The organism is Flavobacterium indicum GPTSA100-9 = DSM 17447 (assembly GCF_000455605.1).
In the GTDB taxonomy this organism is placed as follows: Bacteria; Bacteroidota; Bacteroidia; order Flavobacteriales; family Flavobacteriaceae; genus Flavobacterium; species Flavobacterium indicum.
Genome location: NC_017025.1, coordinates 1,967,129 through 1,985,269, shown reverse-complemented (window position 1 = coordinate 1,985,269; position 18,141 = coordinate 1,967,129). Strand labels below are relative to the sequence as shown.

The 18,141-nt window shown below is 30.1% G+C and carries 13 protein-coding genes; 7 read left to right on the top strand and 6 right to left on the bottom strand.

Features of this window, described 5'->3' with window-relative positions; genetic code table 11:
* Positions 1–29: 29 nt before the first annotated feature.
* From KQS_RS09195 to KQS_RS09185, 3 genes are all read left to right on the top strand, one after another.
* Positions 30–1,709, top strand: coding sequence for a M23 family metallopeptidase (locus tag KQS_RS09195; protein ID WP_041252281.1), 1,680 nt, complete (start codon positions 30–32; stop codon positions 1,707–1,709).
* 3 nt (positions 1,710–1,712) lie between these two features.
* Positions 1,713–4,184, top strand: coding sequence for a TonB-dependent receptor (locus KQS_RS09190; protein WP_014388911.1), 2,472 nt, complete (start codon positions 1,713–1,715; stop codon positions 4,182–4,184).
* Between the two features lie 65 nt (positions 4,185–4,249).
* On the top strand, positions 4,250–4,945 hold the full coding sequence (locus KQS_RS09185) for a hypothetical protein (RefSeq protein WP_014388910.1): 696 nt from the start codon (positions 4,250–4,252) through the stop codon (positions 4,943–4,945).
* Positions 4,946–4,961: 16 nt separating this feature from the next.
* Here the strand turns inward: KQS_RS09185 and KQS_RS09180 are convergent, their stop codons facing one another.
* From KQS_RS09180 to KQS_RS09155, 6 genes are read right to left on the bottom strand one after another with little or no spacing between them, the layout of a single operon-like run.
* On the bottom strand, positions 4,962–5,663 hold the full coding sequence (locus KQS_RS09180) for a hypothetical protein (protein ID WP_014388909.1): 702 nt from the start codon (positions 5,661–5,663) through the stop codon (positions 4,962–4,964).
* A complete protein-coding gene (locus KQS_RS09175) occupies positions 5,664–7,496 on the bottom strand; it encodes an ABC transporter ATP-binding protein (RefSeq protein WP_014388908.1) in 1,833 nt (610 codons plus the stop codon). It lies immediately after the preceding gene.
* Positions 7,497–9,227 (bottom strand): phospho-sugar mutase, encoded by a 1,731-nt coding sequence (locus KQS_RS09170; RefSeq protein WP_014388907.1) that lies wholly within the window; start codon positions 9,225–9,227, stop codon positions 7,497–7,499.
* A 23-nt stretch (positions 9,228–9,250) separates the two neighbouring features.
* Positions 9,251–10,192, bottom strand: a complete 942-nt coding sequence (locus tag KQS_RS09165) for a glycosyltransferase family 2 protein (RefSeq protein WP_014388906.1) — start codon at positions 10,190–10,192, stop codon at positions 9,251–9,253.
* Positions 10,192–10,731 (bottom strand): DUF4199 domain-containing protein, encoded by a 540-nt coding sequence (locus KQS_RS09160; protein WP_014388905.1) that lies wholly within the window; start codon positions 10,729–10,731, stop codon positions 10,192–10,194. The genes KQS_RS09165 and KQS_RS09160 overlap by 1 nt, the downstream gene beginning before the upstream one ends.
* A 49-nt stretch (positions 10,732–10,780) precedes the next feature.
* Positions 10,781–11,464: a cell division ATP-binding protein FtsE gene (locus KQS_RS09155; protein ID WP_014388904.1), complete on the bottom strand. Its 684-nt coding sequence runs from the start codon at positions 11,462–11,464 to the stop codon at positions 10,781–10,783.
* A gap of 158 nt (positions 11,465–11,622) precedes the next feature.
* Between KQS_RS09155 and KQS_RS09150 the strand changes: the two genes are divergently transcribed.
* The 4 genes from KQS_RS09150 (at position 11,623) to KQS_RS09135 (ending at position 18,007) form a co-directional block, all read left to right on the top strand.
* Entirely contained in the window at positions 11,623–14,637 is a 3,015-nt protein-coding gene (locus tag KQS_RS09150; protein WP_014388903.1) for a tetratricopeptide repeat protein, read from the top strand.
* A gap of 84 nt (positions 14,638–14,721) precedes the next feature.
* Positions 14,722–16,461: a TonB-dependent receptor domain-containing protein gene (locus KQS_RS09145; RefSeq protein WP_014388902.1), complete on the top strand. Its 1,740-nt coding sequence runs from the start codon at positions 14,722–14,724 to the stop codon at positions 16,459–16,461.
* Positions 16,462–16,583: 122 nt separating this feature from the next.
* Positions 16,584–17,555 carry a carboxypeptidase-like regulatory domain-containing protein gene (locus tag KQS_RS09140; RefSeq protein ID WP_041252070.1) on the top strand — a complete coding sequence of 324 codons (972 nt, stop codon included), beginning with the start codon at positions 16,584–16,586 and terminating at the stop codon, positions 17,553–17,555.
* Between the two features lie 2 nt (positions 17,556–17,557).
* Complete coding sequence (locus KQS_RS09135; RefSeq protein WP_014388900.1) at positions 17,558–18,007, top strand: GreA/GreB family elongation factor; 450 nt, start codon at positions 17,558–17,560, stop codon at positions 18,005–18,007.
* Positions 18,008–18,141 lie beyond the last annotated feature (134 nt).

Sequence of the window (18,141 nt, the reverse complement as noted above, 5' to 3'; positions counted from 1 at the left end):
TTTGTATTTTAGCACCAAAGCCTTATTTAATGAAGAAATTACTTCCATTTATTATTTTATTTGCCTCTGCAATTGTATTTGCCCAATATCCCAAAGATTATTTCCGTTCTCCTTTAGATATACCTATAAATTTATCAGGAACCTTCGGAGAATTAAGACCTAATCATTTTCATTCTGGAATAGATATTCGTACGAACAATGTAGAAGGATTGCCGGTATATGCTGCTGCAGATGGTTATGTGTCCAGAATTAAAGTGGGAATATTTGGATATGGTAAAGCGATTTACATTACCCATCCCAATGGCTATACTTCTGTATATGCGCACTTAAGTAAATACGGATCAACAATAGAAGAATATATTAAAAAACTACAGTATAAAGAAAAAAACTATGAAGTAGAAGCGTATTTTTATCCAAGTATTTTTCCAGTAAAAAAAGGAGATATTATTGCTTATACAGGAAATTCGGGTGGTAGTGGTGGACCTCATTTGCATTTTGAAATTAGAGATACTTATTCAGAAAAGATCATTAATCCAATGGCTTTTGGTATGAATAAATTAATCAAAGATGATAAAGCTCCAGAAGTAAGTAGTGTAATGGTATATCCAATGAATGATTCTACTATGGTTAATAAAAGTAATGCACCAATTGCTTTAACTTTATTGAAACAACCCGATGGAACTTATCTTTCTAATAAAGTTTTTACAAACGGTAAAGTCGGCTTTGCAGTAAACACTTATGATTTGTTAACTAATATATACAATAAAAATGGAGTGTATAAAGTTCAAACTTTTCTAAATGGATCGCCTCATTTTGGTTATGAATTTGACACATTTGCTTTTGACGAATCGAAGCATATTAATTATTTTATCGATTTTAAAAAATATAAATTATTAAAACAAAGATTTCAAAAATTATTCATTAAGGAACCTTATTCGCTTTCATTAGTTCAAAATAATAAGAAAACGGCAGGCGTACATATTAAGAAAAACAACAGTTACAATTATAAAATTGAAGTTAGTGATTTTCATGGAAATAAAACTATTGTTAATATTCCTTTAGAATATAAAGATGAAATTATTACTCCTAAAACTGTAACTGGAAAGTACAATATTAAAGCCAAGAATGATTATAATTTTGAATTCGAAACTTCATCTGTTTATTTTCCTCCCAATCTGTTTTATGAAAATTGTTCAATAAATATGGAAGAAAAAAATGGAGTTTTAATTTTAGATGCTAATTATGAAGCTATGCAAAGTTCTATGACTATTTCATTTGATGTTTCAAAATTATCTGCGGAAGAACAAAAGAAAGCATTTGTGGCTGGAGTAAATGGGTATCAATTAGAATATAATTCTTCGTTTAAAAAAGGGACTACAATAGCAGCTAAAATAAAATCATTTGGCAAATATAAAATTGCTTTAGATACTGTTCCGCCAAGAGTTTATAATCCAAATTTTATTGAAGGTAGCAATATATCTAAATTAACAACGTTAAGTATATTTATTAGTGATGCCCTATCTGGAATAGAAAGCTTTAATGCTTACATAAACGGGGAATGGGTTCTAATGGAATACGATTATAAAACAAAAAAATTAACACATACAATTTCAGATGGAAAAGTTAAAACAGGTACAAATGAATTTAAATTAATTGTCACAGACAAATTAAATAATAGTACTACATTTACATCTAATTTTATCTATTAATCTATGCAGGTTCAGCTTAAAAAAAATACTTTACTTCTTATTTTTCTATTAGTTTCTTCACTAACATTTGCTCAAAAAGCGCGAATTAAAGGTGTGGTATTAAATGAAAATAATGAAGTCTTAGAGAATGTTTCCGTCATTACTTCATCAGGTACTACTGTAACCAATAAGAATGGATTTTATATTTTAGAAATTGAAGCTAATAAAGATGTAATTGTAACTTTTTCACACATCAATTTAAAAAAATCTACGTATAAACTGAACTTAAAGCCTAATGAAGATTTTGAATTGAATCCTAAATTAAGTTCAAAAGAGGATGTCATAGAAGAAATTGTAATTAATGCTAAAAATAGAAAAGATTTTGATGGTAAAACTATGGTTTCGCCAGTTGTAATTCGAAGAATTCCAGGAGCTAATGCGGGTGTGGAAAATATTATTAAAACATTACCAGGTGTTTATTCTAATAATGAGTTAAGTACCTCTTATGCGGTTCGAGGAGGAAATTACGACGAAAATTTAGTTTATGTAAATGAAATTGAAGTTTACAGGCCTTTCTTAATTCGGTCAGGTCAACAAGAAGGATTGAGTTTTACAAATACCGATTTAGTGGAGAATATCGATTTTTACGCAGGTGGTTTTCAAGCAAAATACGGTGATAAATTATCTTCAGTTTTGGATATTTCTTATAGAAAACCTACCTCATTTCATGCGGGTTTAGAAGCTAGTTTTTTGGGAGGAAGTATTTATGCCGAGGGCGTATCCAAAAATCAAAAATGGTCTAATACTACAGGAATTCGATATAGAAATAATAGCTTATTAGTAAAAAGTCAAGAAACAGAAACTAATTATCGCCCTTCATTTTTAGATGTTCAATCGTTGTTTTCATTTACACCCAATACCAAATGGAATTTTAGTTTTTTAGGTAATATTGCTCAAAATAATTACAATTACGAACCTACTACACGTCAAACTAATTTTGGAACAGTAAACGAACCAATTGCTTTGTTAATCGATTATGAAGGTCAAGAGAAAGATAAATATAGTACTTATTTTGGAGCTTTAAAAACAGTTTTCGAACCTAATTCTTCAAATAAGTATAAGTTGATTTCTTCTATTTATCATACAGTTGAACAGGAATATTATGACATATTAGCACAATACCGATTAGGTGAAGTAGACGCAAATATTGGTTCAGAAACTTTTGGAGATGTTGTCTATTCAAGAGGCATAGGTTCTCAATTAAATCATGCACGTAATAATTTAGATGCTTTTATAGTAACAAATGAAATAAAGGGACAACATAAATTAGACAAAAGAAATCAAATCGAGTGGAGTGTAAAACACAATATTGAAGACATTCGTGATCGTTTGGTAGAGTGGGAGGTTATTGATTCAGCTGGTTTTTCATTGCCAAATCCGCTGTTGGAATATATAAATGATCAGCCTTACAACCCTTACACCGGACCACTGGCACCGTATCAAAATGTTAGAGCAAAAAACCATACAACTATTAATCGATTGATGGCATTTGCTAATTGGAACCACGAAGGGAAAATAGGTGAACATAAATACTATGTTAACGCTGGAATAAGAGGACAAAGTTGGATGGTTTCAAATAATGGTATTACAGGAGATAATCAAATGACTTTTTCTCCAAGAATGCAGTTCATTTTAAGACCAAATTGGAAAAGGGATATGGTATTCCGTTTTTCAACAGGGTTCTATAATCAGCCACCGTTTTACAGAGAGTTAAGAAGGTATGATGGTTCTGTAAATGAAAATGTAAAAGATCAAAAATCTTTGCATTTTGTTTTTGGACATGATTATAGTTTCAAAATGTGGAACAGACCATTTAAATTGGTTTCTGAAGCATATTACAAACATTTAATGGATGTGAATACTTATACCATTGACAACGTAAGAATTCGTTACAGAGCAAACAATGAAGCTACTGCTTATGTATATGGAGTAGATGCGCGTTTGAATGGTGAATTTGTTCCAGGTGTTGAATCTTGGTTTACATTTGGTTATTTGAAAACAGAAGAAAATCAGAACAACAAAGGATATATAGCACGTCCAACAGATCAGCGTTTAAAATTTGCTATCTTATTCCAAGACTATATGCCTACTTTGCCTAATTTAAAAATGTATTTAAATTTAGTTTATAATACAGGATTGCCAGGAGGTTCACCAGCTTATGCAGATCCTTATAATTATGAAATGCGATTAAATGATTACAGAAGAGCAGATGCAGGATTCTCTTATGTTTTTAAAGATGCAAAGTTAGGACATCAAAGAAAATGGTTGAATAAGTTCTCCGAAATGTCGTTAGGATTTGAAATTTATAATATGTTTAATAACCAAAATGCTATAACCAATACTTGGGTACGCGATGTGTATACCAAAACTCAATATGGCGTTCCTAATTACATGACAACAAGAACATTTAATTTAAAATTGACCGTAAGAATGTAATTGCCTAACAGAATTTTAAAAAAACAATCAAACTTTCTTATATTTGATAGACAAAAAGAGAAACTATGAAATTCTTATCTATATTTATATTTTTCACATTTACATTCATTTCTTGTAAAAATGAAGAAGTGGCTAAACCTAAAGTAAAGTATGATGCTGCTGAAACTAAAGCACTAAAACGAGATACAACTAAATTAGGTATTGCAGATTTACCAATTCACTTTGAAGGCGCTTCTGTAGTAGTATTTCCAATTGGTGATTTGACAGTTGGTGATGTAAAAAAAGGAAGTTATGAGTCAGCCAAGGCATCGTATGATAATTCGGCAAGTTTCAATATTTCCAATTCTATGGAAAATGAAATTACAGGTTATATTCGAAATGTTAAATTTCAAATTATAGGTCAAGATTCTATTCATTCTTTAACTGAAAAAGTAATTATGATAGAAAATATGTCTTACATTAAATCTAAAAAGTCTTTTATATATACCTTATCAGATAATGATACCAATCAAGACAATAGCATTGATAATAATGATTTAAATGTATTGTATGTGAGTGATGAACAAGGTAACAATTTTAAAAAGATTTCTCCTGATTTACACGAAATAATCGATTGGGAATTTATTGAAGCTTCAGGAAGAGTGTATTTTAGAACATTAGATGATGCTAATAAAAATGGCCAATTTGATAAAAATGATAATGTACATTATTTTTATTATGACTTTAAAGAAGCAAAATCAACTGAATTTAAGCCTATTTAATAAAAATAAATACCATTTAAATTAAAATATCACTTTCTAAATCTGATTTTTCAATAACAAAATCATATCCTAATTTAGATACTAATTCGATAACTAGTTTTTTATACCAATTTTCACTTTTTGGATGTATATATATTTTTTCAATTAAGTGATTGATATTAACATGTACTTTTAAGCCATTATCAATTTGTAATCCTAATTCAGAAACATCAGATACAATACGAATTTCTCTTTCATATTGAAAACTTTTTCTTTTGAAAAGAAATGGAAAAAATAAATCGTCAAAAGGAATGTATTCTTTTTTGTAATCGATATAATTTACTTCACCTATATATTGCTTATAATTTTGTTCAACTTCGAGTGCTTTTTGTAAGCGACCAATGGTAGACTGGATCGCTAAGCCTTCACTGTTTTGAGTGAATATTTGCCACATTGCAAACGATTCGTATTCATTGATATGCCAACTACTCACTACTACCTTTTCACGTTGTGATTTATAATACTTTAAAAATTCAGGATTATGTTCTGATAATTTTTTGATTTCTTCATAAGTAGGTTCACTAAAAGTACCTTCGTATTGATCTTCAAACTTATCAGAACGCGACATGAAAAGTTGTTGCGAAAGCAATAAATCTAAAAATTTTGATAAGTCCAAATATTTCCAAACAATCGTATTAGGATCGTTTGGAAGTTTAATATTTGGATTGTTAATGTACATTTAGTTTTCTAAAGATTGTAGCGTTACTAATTTTGAATAGGTTCCATTCATTGCCAATAATTCTTGATGTGTTCCTTGTTCTACAATTTCTCCTTTTTGCATAACAACAATTAAATCAGCTTTTTGAATGGTTGATAGTCGGTGCGCAATAACAACTGAAGTTCTGTTTTGCATTAAATGTTCTAATGCATCTTGTACTAATTTTTCACTTTCTGTATCTAGCGCAGAGGTAGCTTCATCTAGTATCATAATTGGTGGGTTTTTTAATACGGCTCTTGCTATTGAAAGACGTTGTTTTTGTCCACCAGACAATTTACCACCCGCATCACCAATACTTGTATTTATGCCATTTGATAAATCTTTAACAAATTCATAGGCATTGGCAACTTTTAGCGCATGAATTATTTCATCATCAGAAGCATTGGGTTTACCAATTAATAAATTATTTTTAATTGTATCATTGAATAAAATAGAATCTTGTGTAACTAATCCAATTTTTTCTCTCAAACTCGACATTTTCCAATCTTTGATGTTGATATCATCAATTAATATTTCACCTTCATTTACATCATAAAATCGAGTTAATAAATTGGCAATCGTACTTTTTCCAGAACCCGATTGACCTACCAAAGCAACAGTTTTTCCTTTAGGTACTTTCAATGAAAAATTCTTCAATACATAATCGTTTTGATAACCAAATGAAATATTTTTTAATTCTATAGATTGATCAAAAGTTGCTTTTTCAATTGCTGTAGTTTTGTCTGCAATAGTTATGTCTTGTTCTAAAATTTCAAACACACGTTCAGCTGCTGCGGTACCACCTTTTACAGAATAGGAAGCTTTAGAAATAGCTTTTGCTGGTGTTAAAATATTGTAAGCTAATCCCATAAACGAAATAAATATAGGCCCGTCTAAAGTTTTGTCAATTAAAACAAGTTGACCTCCATATAATAAAAGTATGGCAATAGTAATAATACCTAAGAATTCACTCATTGGTGAAGCTAAATTGTTTTTCTTTCCAATTTTATTGGATAAACGCAATAATTTTTGAACTGAACCATTAAATTTATTTTCAAAAATAGTTTCAGCATTATAACTTTTCACAACTTTCATTCCCGATAATGATTCTTCAACTAATGAAATTAAATAGCCACTTTCATTTTGGGCACTCAAAGATTGTTCTTTTAATCTTTTTCCAATTCTTGAAATAATTAATCCTGAAATTGGAATAAATATGAATACAAAAAGTGTAAGTTTCCAACTTAGAAAAAACATCATTGCAATTGAAAATAATATAGTAAGTGGTTCTTTTACAACTAATTCTAAGATGACAAAAAAGGAGTTTTGCATATCACTTACATCGCCTAACATTCTTGCCATAACGTCTCCTTTTCTTTTTTCTGAATAGAAAGAAATAGGTAGTTGAATGATTTTATTAAACATCACTTTTCTTAAATTAGCCATCACTCCATTTCTTAATTTTAACATATGATAAGAAGCTAAATATCCGGCTAAATTTTTAAGTAAAAACGTAAATATTACAAGAGCAACAACGTAAACTAATGCAAATTGAGCATCGCCTTTTTCTGTTAATTGTGTTACTTTAAAATAAAACGAATTTTCTAAATATTCAAAAACATTTGTAAATCCTGTATATACAGGTTCCTCAGTAATCCTTTTTGATTCATCAAATAAAACCCTTAACATTGGAATTAAAGTTACAAATGATAATGTCCCAAACAAGGCATATAAAATGTTATAAAAAATATTCCAATAAACGTGAGTTTTAAATGGTAATATATAAGGTTTTAATTTGTCAATTACTTTTTTCATTTAATTATTTAATTTCATTTCAGTAATAATATTCTGAATTTTTTGATTTAAAAGTTCTTCTGTTTCATCGTACTTAGCTATGCTTTCTAGCGGTGTATTTACACTGAAATAGAATTTAATTTTAGGTTCTGTACCACTTGGACGAGCACAAATTTTACTTCCGTCTTCCAAATAATAAATTAAAACATTTGATTTTGGAATCGATATGTCAAACGTTTCATTATTCATAAAATCTTTTCCTTTGGAAGATTGGTAATCTTCAATACAAATCACACGTTGGCCATTAATAGTTGCCATAGGATTTTCTCTTAAGTCAACCATCATTTGTTTAATTTCATTTGCACCATCCATACCTTTTTTAGTGATAGATATTAAGTGCTCTTTATAGAAACCGTAATCTAAATATAGATTTTGTAATTCTTTGTATAAAGAACTTCCGGCAGCTTTAGCTTGTGCAGCAATTTCACAAACTAATAGGGTAGCAGCAACCGCATCTTTATCACGTACTGCATCGCCCACCATAAATCCGAAACTTTCTTCTCCACCACCAATAAATTTCTGATTCGGAAAATCTTTAATAAACTTAGCAATCCATTTAAATCCAGTCAAACCTACCTTGCATTCCACTTCATAAGCACTTGCTAAGTCAAGCATCATTGGTGTTGAAACAATAGTAGAACCAATGAATTCATTACCTGTTAATTTGCCTGCTCTTTTCCATTGCTCTAGTAAGTAAGCCGTCATGATAACCATGGTTTGATTTCCATTTAATAAAATCATTTTTCCGTCATTATCGCGTACAGCCACTCCTAAACGATCCGAATCAGGGTCGGTACCGACAACGATATCACCTCCAATTTTATCAGCTAATGCTAAAGCCATAGTCAACGCTTCTGGTTCTTCTGGATTAGGAGATTGTACTGTTGGGAAATTACCGTCAGGTACTTCTTGTTCTTTTACTATATTCAAATCCGTATAACCGGCTTTAGTTAAAACGGCAGGTATTGCTTTTATCGAAGTGCCGTGTAAAGAAGTGTAAACTATTTTTAGATTTTCTTTCGCTTCTTTAGGGGTATTGAAACTGGCATTTTCAATAGTTGAAGTAACAAAAGCGTCGTCAATTTCTTTGTCAATGAACTGAATTAAAGTATCATTTGCTTTGAAGTTGATGTCTGTATAATTCAAGTCTTCAATTTCTTGAATAATTTCAGCGTCTTGCGGTGGAACAATTTGACCGCCATCTTGCCAATAAACTTTATAGCCGTTATATTCAGGTGGATTATGAGAAGCTGTTAAAACAATTCCAACATGACATTTCAAATATTTTAGTGCAAAAGAAAGTTCAGGAGTTGGGCGTAAGTCAGAGAATAAATAAACTTTAATTCCATTTGCAGAAAAAACATCTGCAACTATTTTAGCTAAAGTATTACTATTATGGCGACAGTCGTAAGCAATTACCACTTTTAATTCTTCACCTGGAAAACACTTTTTTAAATAGTTAGAAATACCTTGGGTGTTTTTGCCTAAAGTATACTTGTTGATTCTATTGGTTCCTACACCCATAATTCCACGCATACCACCAGTTCCAAACTCCAGGTTTTTATAGAAAGAATCTTCCAACTCTTTTGGAGCAGAAGTCATCATTTTTTCAATTTCTTGTTGGGTTTCTTGATCAAAAGTGGCAGTCATCCACTCGTTTGCTTTGTCTAAAATATGTTGTTCAATGTGCATGTTCAATCTTTATTCTATTCTAGTTATATTTTTTCTGAAATTTTATAACGCTCTTCATTATTTTTTGTTCTTAAAATGATTTCACCTAAGAAACCAGCTAAAAACAATTGGGTTCCAATAATCATAGAGGTTAAAGCTATATAAAATTGTGGTCTTTCTGTTATCAGACGAGCTTTTGTATGAATAAATAATTTGTCTATTCCTAGGTATAAAGCTAAACCAAAACCAATTACAAACATCATTGTCCCTAATAAACCGAAAAAGTGCATCGGTCTTTTTCCGAATTTTGAAATAAACCAAATAGTAATTAAATCTAAAAAACCATTTACAAAACGATCCATTCCAAATTTGGAGCTTCCATATTTTCTAGCTTGATGAATAACTACTTTTTCGCCAATTTTAGAAAATCCGGCATTTTTAGCTAAAACCGGAATGTAACGATGCATTTCACCTGAAACTTCAATATTCTTGATTACGATATTTTTGTAGGCTTTTAATCCGCAATTGAAGTCATTTAATTTAACACCCGAAATTTTTCTGGCAGCCCAATTAAATAATTTGGAAGGTAAATTTTTTGCGACTACCGAGTCGTAGCGTTTTTTCTTCCATCCCGAAACTAAATCATAACCCTGATTCATAACCATATTATACAAGTCAGGAATTTCATCTGGACTGTCTTGTAAATCGGCATCCATAGTAATTACTACATCTCCTTGAGCCTGAGCAAAGCCTGCATGTAACCCTTGGCTTTTACCATAATTACGTAAAAACTTAATTCCTTTGATATTAGAATTTGTTTTAGAAAGTTGTAATATGGTGTTCCAAGACTGATCGGTACTACCGTCGTCTACAAATAGTATTTCATAAGAAAAGTTATGACTTTGCATAACTTTCTCAATCCATTTACATAATTCCGGTAACGATTCTTGTTCGTTTAATAAAGGTATTACGACTGATATATTCATTATTGATTAAATGGCGAATTGTTGGTTTTTGATTTGAAAATAGCAGCAAGAATTAAACCCCAAATACATGATAATGCTAAAGTCCAAACAGCTCCAAAAATTTGATTTCCTACTGAAAAAGAATCTTCTTCTTTTAATTTTTTTATTGTATCTTTTAATATTTCATTAGAACCACTAATGCTTTTCATCATTTCAGCAGTTTTTTCGATTACAATTTCTGTAACTTTTGCTTTTAATTCAGGATCAATTACGTTGTAAAGTAGAATTTGAAATAAAGTTGCAATTGCAATTGAATTTATAGTATAAATAAAATAGGTTGTAAAACCTTCTTTAAAAGAAAGCTGTCCGTTTAATTGCTTTTTGGTAACAATGAATAATGAAATACTAATTGCAACTGATGCAATTAAAGAAATTAAACCAATACCACTGCTTGCAAATAATTTATAATCTGTTAAATAAATCCCTAATACAATTGCAATGTTGATTAAGCCACCTATAATTCCAAATTTAATTCCGTTTTGTTTAATAATTTCGTTCATAGTTTAAAAGTTTCGTTATGAGTAATTAGTAGTTGAAACATAAAAATCGTTACACTGTTTTTTGAACTACTTCAAATACTTTACCTTCTTCAAATTTTAGAGTTTTTGAAGGGTATTTCAGTAACAATGCATAATCATGTGTAGCCATAATTATGGTTTTCCCATTTGCATTTATTTTTTTTAATACCTCCATAATTTCCACACTAGTTTGTGGATCTAAATTACCTGTAGGTTCGTCGGCTAAAATGAGTTCAGGGTCATTTAACAAGGCCCTTGCAATTGCTACTCTTTGTTGCTCGCCACCTGAAAGTTGATGCGGCATTTTGGTGGCAAAACTAGCCATACCAACTTTATTCAAAACTTCTTGAATTTGGTCTTCCATTTCTTGTTTGTCTGTCCAACCTGTTGCTTTCAAAACAAATAATAAATTGTCTTTTATAGATCTGTCTGAAAGTAATTTGAAGTCTTGAAAAACGACACCTAATTTTCTTCTTAAATACGGAATGTCTTTTTCTTTAAGAGTTGTTAAATCATAATCAACTATAGTGCCTTCGCCTTCTTTTAAGGGTAAATCACCATATAAAACTTTTAAAAAACTACTTTTACCAGATCCTGTTTTTCCAATAAAATAAATGAAATCTCCTTTGTTAACATTTAAACTTATGTCTGATAATACTAAATTGTTTTCTTGGTATATAGAAACGTCTTTTAAAGATAAAATCGTTTGACTCATAGTTGAATTTGAATTAATGTGTAAAAATATAAACAATTAATGGCTAAACAAAATTATTATGCTAAATATTTGAAAGTCTTCTATGGCAATATTTAAGATATTTTTTGCGTTTATAATCCTAGCAATTTGATATATTTGGATTTTTAAACAACGTAATTATGAAGTTAGTGTCTAAGCTTTCCTTACTTTTTGTTTTTTCTACGCCTTTTATCACTGAGGCACAACAAACTGATGTGTACATCAATGATAAACAAGATTATAATAAAGCCATTGTTTTATATAAAGAAAAGCAGTTTCAAGCTGCTCAAATATTGTTTGATAAAGTAAAAAATAATTCTTCTGATGAAGAAATTAATGCAGATTGTGATTTTTATATTGCTAATTGTGCAATTAGAACCAATCAACAAGGAGCCGATGCGTTAATGGAAAGTTTTATTGAAAATCATCCAACAAGTACCAAACAAAATGAAGCTTATTTAGGTGTTGCACAGTATTATTTTGCACAAGGAAATTATACGCAATCTCTAAAATGGTACGAGAATATTCATGAAGAAAATTTATCTGCCCAAGAAATGGATCGAGTAAATTTTCATAGAGGGTATGCAAATTTTTCAACTAAAAATAATGCTGAAGCAAAAAAGTACTTAAATAAAGTGTCTAATTCACAAGAATATGGCAACCAAGCGAAATATTATTTAGGATATTTGGCTTATGAAGGAGATAATTATCAGGAAGCCAATGAGTTGTTCGGACAAGTATCGGATCAAGATAAGTACAAGGAGAAAATGGGGTACTTTCAGGCTGATATGAACTTTAAATTAGGGAATTTTCAAAAAGCAATTGATTTAGGAGAGCCGCAATTAAAAAAATCAACCGCTTTAGAAAAAAGTGAATTATCAAAAATTATTGGTGAATCGTATTTTAATTTAAAAAAATACGATAAAGCCTTACCGTATTTGTTGGCTTACAAAGGAAAGAACGGAAAATGGACGAATACCGATTTTTATCAGTTAGGGTACACTTATTATCAACAAAAAGACTATGAAAACGCTATCAGTCAATTTAATAAAATAATTGAAGGGAACGATTACATTTCGCAAAATGCTTACTATCACTTAGCTGAAAGTTATTTAAAAACAGATAAAAAACAACAAGCGTTCAATGCGTTTAAAACTGCGTCTGAAATGAATTTTGATACAAAAATTCAAGAAGATGCCTATTTAAATTACGTAAAACTAAGTTATGAAATAGGGAATCCTTACCAATCTACTCCAGAAGTTATAAAAGCGTTTATGGATAAATACCCAACAAATGTAAATAATGCTGAACTTAAATCGTTATTGATTAATTCATACATCACTTCAAAAAATTATTCAGAAGCCTTAGTTTTGCTAGAGAAAAATAAAACACCTGAAAATAAAGCAGCTTATCAAAAGGTTACTTTTTATAGAGGTTTGGAAATTTATACAGACGGTAAATATCAAGAGGCTTATGCTTTATTTAAAAAATCGTTGACAGAAAATAAAGATGCTAAGATTACAGCTCGCGCTACTTTTTGGAAGGGCGAATGTGAATACAGTTTGGACCAGTTTTCTGAAGCGGTTTTAACATATAAACAGTTTTTAGCTTTACCTGCTGCTGCTAGTGTTCCAGAAAATAAAAATGTGAACTATAATTTAGGTTATGCTTACTTTAAAATTAAAGAGTATGAAAATGCCATACCTTATTATCAAGCGCACATTAATGCTAATAAAGAAGATAAAAATCGTTTAACAGATGCATATTTACGAATGGCAGATTGCAACTACATATCTTCTAAATATTGGCCAGCAATGGATGCCTACAACAAGGCAATCGAATTGAAATGTGTAGATGCTGATTATGCTGCCTTTCAGAAAGGAATGAGTTATGGTTTTGTAAATAAAAATGATAGAAAAATTGAAGATTTATCAAAATTTATTACTACCTATTCTACCTCTCAATACTTAGATGATGCTTTATATGAATTAGGTTCAACCTACGAAAATACAGATCAAGATACTAAAGCAATTGAGACCTTTGATAAATTGGTTAATAATCATAAAAATAGCTCTTATGTTCCTAAGGCATTGCTTAAAGAAGGTATAATTTATTATAATGCAGACAAAGACCAACAAGCGTTAACAAAATTTAAAAAGTTAGTAGCTGATTATCCAAATTCACCAGAGTCTTTAGAAGCAGTTTCTAATGCAAAGAGTATTTATGTAAATAGCGGAAAAGTAGATGAATATGCTGCATGGGTTAAAACGCTGTCTTTTGTAAATGTTACTGATGCGGAATTGGACGAAGATATGTACGTAGCTGCCGAAAAACAATATATTGCAAATAATGCCAAACAAGCTATTTCAGGTTTTACAAATTATTTGGCTCAATTTCCTAGTGGAAAATATGCATTAAAAGTTCATTTCTATTTAGCACAATTGTATTTTGCTGATAAACTAGAAAAAAATGCAATACCTCATTATGAATATGTAATGAATCAATCAAGAAATGAGTTTACAGAACAAGCTTTAGTGCGTTTGTCAGAAATTCATTTAAAGGAAAAGAATTGTGAAGCCGCTATTCCAGTGTTAAAACGTTTAGAAACGGATGCAGAATATCCACAAAATGTAACATTTGCGCAATCAAATTTGATGAAATGTTATTATGAAAAACAAGATTATCCTAATTCTGAAATTTATTCAGATAAAGTGTTGAAAAATCCAAAAGTGGAAGATAAAATAAAGAGCGATGCACAAATCATTATTGCACGTTCAGCTATAAAAACGAATAATGAAGTTAAAGCTAAGGAAGCTTATGCGAAATTACAAAAGATTGCAAAAGGCGAATTAGCAGCGGAGGCACTGTATTATGATGCTTATTTCAAAAATAAAGAAGGAAAATTTGATGCATCTAATAAGGTAGTTGAAAAATACGCAGCAACCTATTCTGGCTATAAGTTCTTCGCTGCCAAATCACTGATAATTATGGCTAAAAATTATTACGGTTTAAAAGACGGTTTCCAAGCCGTGGAAATTTTGCAAAGTGTAATTGATAACTTCTCTGAATTTGCAGATGTAGTTGCAGAAGCGCAAACGGAATTAGATCGTATAAAAACTGAGGAGGCAAAAACTAATTCTTCTATAACGAAATAATAGCCAAGTTAAAAAGTTAACAGAATCAAGAATATTAAGTAGATAAAGCTAATTGCAAATCGCTAACAGCTAAAAAAATATAATATGAAGAAAGTAATTTTTAGTATCATCGCCATTACAGCCGCACAATATGGGTTTTCTCAAAAGAAAGATGAAAATATTGGTAGTGAAGTTGTAAATATTGTTAAGCCTTATACGCCAACTATTTCAGATGCTTTCAAAGTTAAAGAAACACCGGCTTCTGAAGAAGAAGTGCCAGAACCTAAATTGCCAATTACATATCAAATATTTTCTTTTCCAGTAGCTTCTACATTTATTCCATCTAAAGGGAAAGCTGCAGATGTAGATAAAGAAGAATTGGAAAAAGGTTTTAGCAATTATGCTTTATTAGGCATTGGAAATTATGGAACTGTAAATGCGGAAGTTTTCGTTGCGCATCAATTAAGTAGAACGGATTATGTAGGCGGATTTCTTAGACATTTATCTTCTCAAGGAGGTATTAAGGAAGTAAAATTAGATGATAAATTCTACAATACAGGTTTGGATGTAACCTATGGAAGTAGAGCTAAGGATGTACAATGGAATGTAGATTTAGGTGTGAAAAATCAAATTATTAATTGGTATGGATTGCCTTGGGAGAATATCTTATTCACAGACGAAACAATAGCGAAAATTAATGCACAGCAAAGCTATAACACTATTGGCTTGGGAGGACGCATGGAATTTAAAGACGGAATGTTTAGTAATGCTACAATGCAATTTAAGCGTTTTTCAGATAAAATGGGTTCTGGCGAAAATCGCTTTTTTGTAAAACCAGAATTAAATTTTGATGTTGTGAATCAAAAAATAAAAGCTCTATTTGTGGTTGATTATGTTGGTGGAACTTTTGATAGAAATTATTTTACTGCGGAGGAAATGAAATACAGTAACATCATCTTTGGAACTAAACCAAGTTTTTTATACCAACAAGATGATTTATCGGTGCATTTAGGAGTTGGAGTTTTTTATTCGACTTATAAGTTTAACAATGCTTCAGATGGAAAATTCTATGTGTATCCGAATGTAAAAGCTTCTTATCGCTTAGTGGGCGATTTAATGATTGCTTATGCTGGTGCTGAAGGAGGGCTAGTTCAAAATTCTTATGCTGATTTTGTAGATAAAAACCCTTTTATTTCTCCAACTTTATTTGTTGGACCTACAAGTAACGCCTATGATGTTTATGTAGGAATGAAAGGGAAATTAGCCAATGCAGTTTCATTTAATGTAAAAGGGGCTTATAATAGTGAAATTGATAGAGCTTTCTTCATGTCAAATAAATTTGATAGCATGAATACTAATGATAAAGCTTATATATATGGGAATTCTTATCAAGTAGTATATGATGATGTAACCACAATTTCAATTTTTGGAGAAATTAAAGCCGATTTTTCTAAAAAAGCATCGTTAGCTCTAAGCGGAACCTACAATAATTTCAATACGAAAAATATTGAAAAAGCATGGAATTTACCTCAATTGAAAGTTGAATCTACATTGAATGTTGATTTTACAGAAAAATGGTATGGAGGCGTACAATTATTCTTTGTAGGAGAGCGTTCCGATAGGGTAACTGTTCAAGATGTAACTACATCAACATATATGGAAAAACAAGTGACTTTAGATAGTTATTTTGATTTAAATGCGAATATTGGATACAAATTTAATAAACGTCTAACCTTTTTCATGAGAGGTAATAACTTAGCGAACCAACAGTATAACCGATGGGCTAATTTCCCTGTTCAAGGAATTCAAGTGTTAGGTGGCGCAAGTTATAAGTTTGATTTTTAAAATTAAAAAATCATACTTTATATGAAATTCGTCGTTTAATTTAAATTTTAAAGATTTTGTATTTAAATAAAATCGCTTTACTTGTTTTATTGGTATCCTTTAATTTATTTTCCCAAAATATTATGGGAAAAGTTACTTCAATAGAGGGTAAAGCTCTATCTGGAGCATCGGTGTATTTGGATGGAACTACTATGGGTACTTCAACGAATCAAGAAGGAGAATTTTCAATAAGTTCTTCAACTAAATTCAATACGTTTTTAATTATACGATTAATGGGGTACCAGGATGTAGTTATAGCTAATCCCTATGAAAAAACCTATTGGAATATAGTTCTACAAGTAAAAGAAAATGAAATTGAACAAGTTGTGGTCTCCGATGATGGATTTACCCGAAAACAAAAAATGCAATTGTTCAAAGAGCAATTTTTAGGAATAAATAAAGAAGGTAGAGCCTGTAAAATTCTCAATGAAGACGCCATTATTTTAGAATTTGATAAAAAGAATAATAGATTAATTGCCAAAAGTTATGAACCAATAAGTATTCAAAACGATAAATTAGGCTATAAAATTGAATTTGATTTGTATGATTTTTATGTTCAAATGAATTCAAGAAGTATCAAATCTACTGATGTTTTACAAAGTATGTTTTTAGGTACATCTCAATTTACCGATATTGCAATTAATCAAAAGCAAATTCAAAATAGAGAACAAGTATATTTTGGATCTTCTATGGAATTGTTTAAAACATTAATTCATAATTCATGGAGTGTAAAATCCTTTGTCCTTTATGAAGGAAGCTTTGCAGTTAATGCCAATGAATTTTTTACAATTTTAAATGAAAATGGAATGTTTAAAGTTCGTGTAAAAGGTTCTTCAGTGATTGTTAAAAATGCCCAAGATAAAATATTTAGAGCTTCTTTTAACTTATTATATAACAAAAGTAGGAAATCCAAAATAGAATTTAATACAGGAGAATTTTTTGTAGATGAATTTGGAAATACTTCTCACCGAGATCAAATTATTTTTGGGGGTGATTTAGGTGCACAAAAAGTAGGTAACTTATTGCCTTTAAATTTTGAACCTCAAAAGAAATAATCATGTCAATTAAAAATCAAATTATCAACCATTATCAAGTTTTACTTCAAGATAAAATTGATGTGTATCAAGATTTAATCGCTTCGTTAACCGAAGATGCACAAAACGATGCCAAATCATCCGCAGGAGATAAACACGAAACAACCTTGTCGAAATTGCATATTGAACAAGAAAAAATTGCACTAAAATTGAATGAAGCATTAACACAAAAACAGGTTGTAACCAAAATCGATTTAGATCAACAAACCGATAGAGTAGTGCTAGGAAGTTTAGTAAAAACAAACAATTTAATCGTTTTAATTGCAACAGCATTACCTAAAATTACAATTGATAATCAATCTTTTTTTTCAATTTCACCACAATCACCATTAGGAGAACAATTACTGGGACAAGAAATTGGACATACTTTTCAAATGAATCAGGTGCACTATGAAATTCTAGAAATTTTATAATTGTAAGTTTTTGACCTGAATTTTATCGATTTACTTTATAAATAACTCTAAAAATTAATTTTAAGTTTAATAATTAAAGCAAAATTTGTTTTTAACTTTTCAAAAATAACTTTTAGCTTCAATTTTGCTTCATA

Bases quoted from the DNA above. Each gene is read 5' to 3' on its own strand.
- KQS_RS09195 (WP_041252281.1), top strand. From the start codon at position 30: ATGAAGAAATTACTTCCATTTATTATTTTATTTGCCTCTGCAATTGTA.
- KQS_RS09190 (WP_014388911.1), top strand. From the start codon at position 1,713: ATGCAGGTTCAGCTTAAAAAAAATACTTTACTTCTTATTTTTCTATTA.
- KQS_RS09185 (WP_014388910.1), top strand. From the start codon at position 4,250: ATGAAATTCTTATCTATATTTATATTTTTCACATTTACATTCATTTCT.
- KQS_RS09180 (WP_014388909.1), bottom strand. From the start codon at position 5,663: ATGTACATTAACAATCCAAATATTAAACTTCCAAACGATCCTAATACG.
- KQS_RS09175 (WP_014388908.1), bottom strand. From the start codon at position 7,496: ATGAAAAAAGTAATTGACAAATTAAAACCTTATATATTACCATTTAAA.
- KQS_RS09170 (WP_014388907.1), bottom strand. From the start codon at position 9,227: ATGCACATTGAACAACATATTTTAGACAAAGCAAACGAGTGGATGACT.
- KQS_RS09165 (WP_014388906.1), bottom strand. From the start codon at position 10,192: ATGAATATATCAGTCGTAATACCTTTATTAAACGAACAAGAATCGTTA.
- KQS_RS09160 (WP_014388905.1), bottom strand. From the start codon at position 10,731: ATGAACGAAATTATTAAACAAAACGGAATTAAATTTGGAATTATAGGT.
- KQS_RS09155 (WP_014388904.1), bottom strand. From the start codon at position 11,464: ATGAGTCAAACGATTTTATCTTTAAAAGACGTTTCTATATACCAAGAA.
- KQS_RS09150 (WP_014388903.1), top strand. From the start codon at position 11,623: ATGAAGTTAGTGTCTAAGCTTTCCTTACTTTTTGTTTTTTCTACGCCT.
- KQS_RS09145 (WP_014388902.1), top strand. From the start codon at position 14,722: ATGAAGAAAGTAATTTTTAGTATCATCGCCATTACAGCCGCACAATAT.
- KQS_RS09140 (WP_041252070.1), top strand. From the start codon at position 16,584: ATGGGAAAAGTTACTTCAATAGAGGGTAAAGCTCTATCTGGAGCATCG.
- KQS_RS09135 (WP_014388900.1), top strand. From the start codon at position 17,558: ATGTCAATTAAAAATCAAATTATCAACCATTATCAAGTTTTACTTCAA.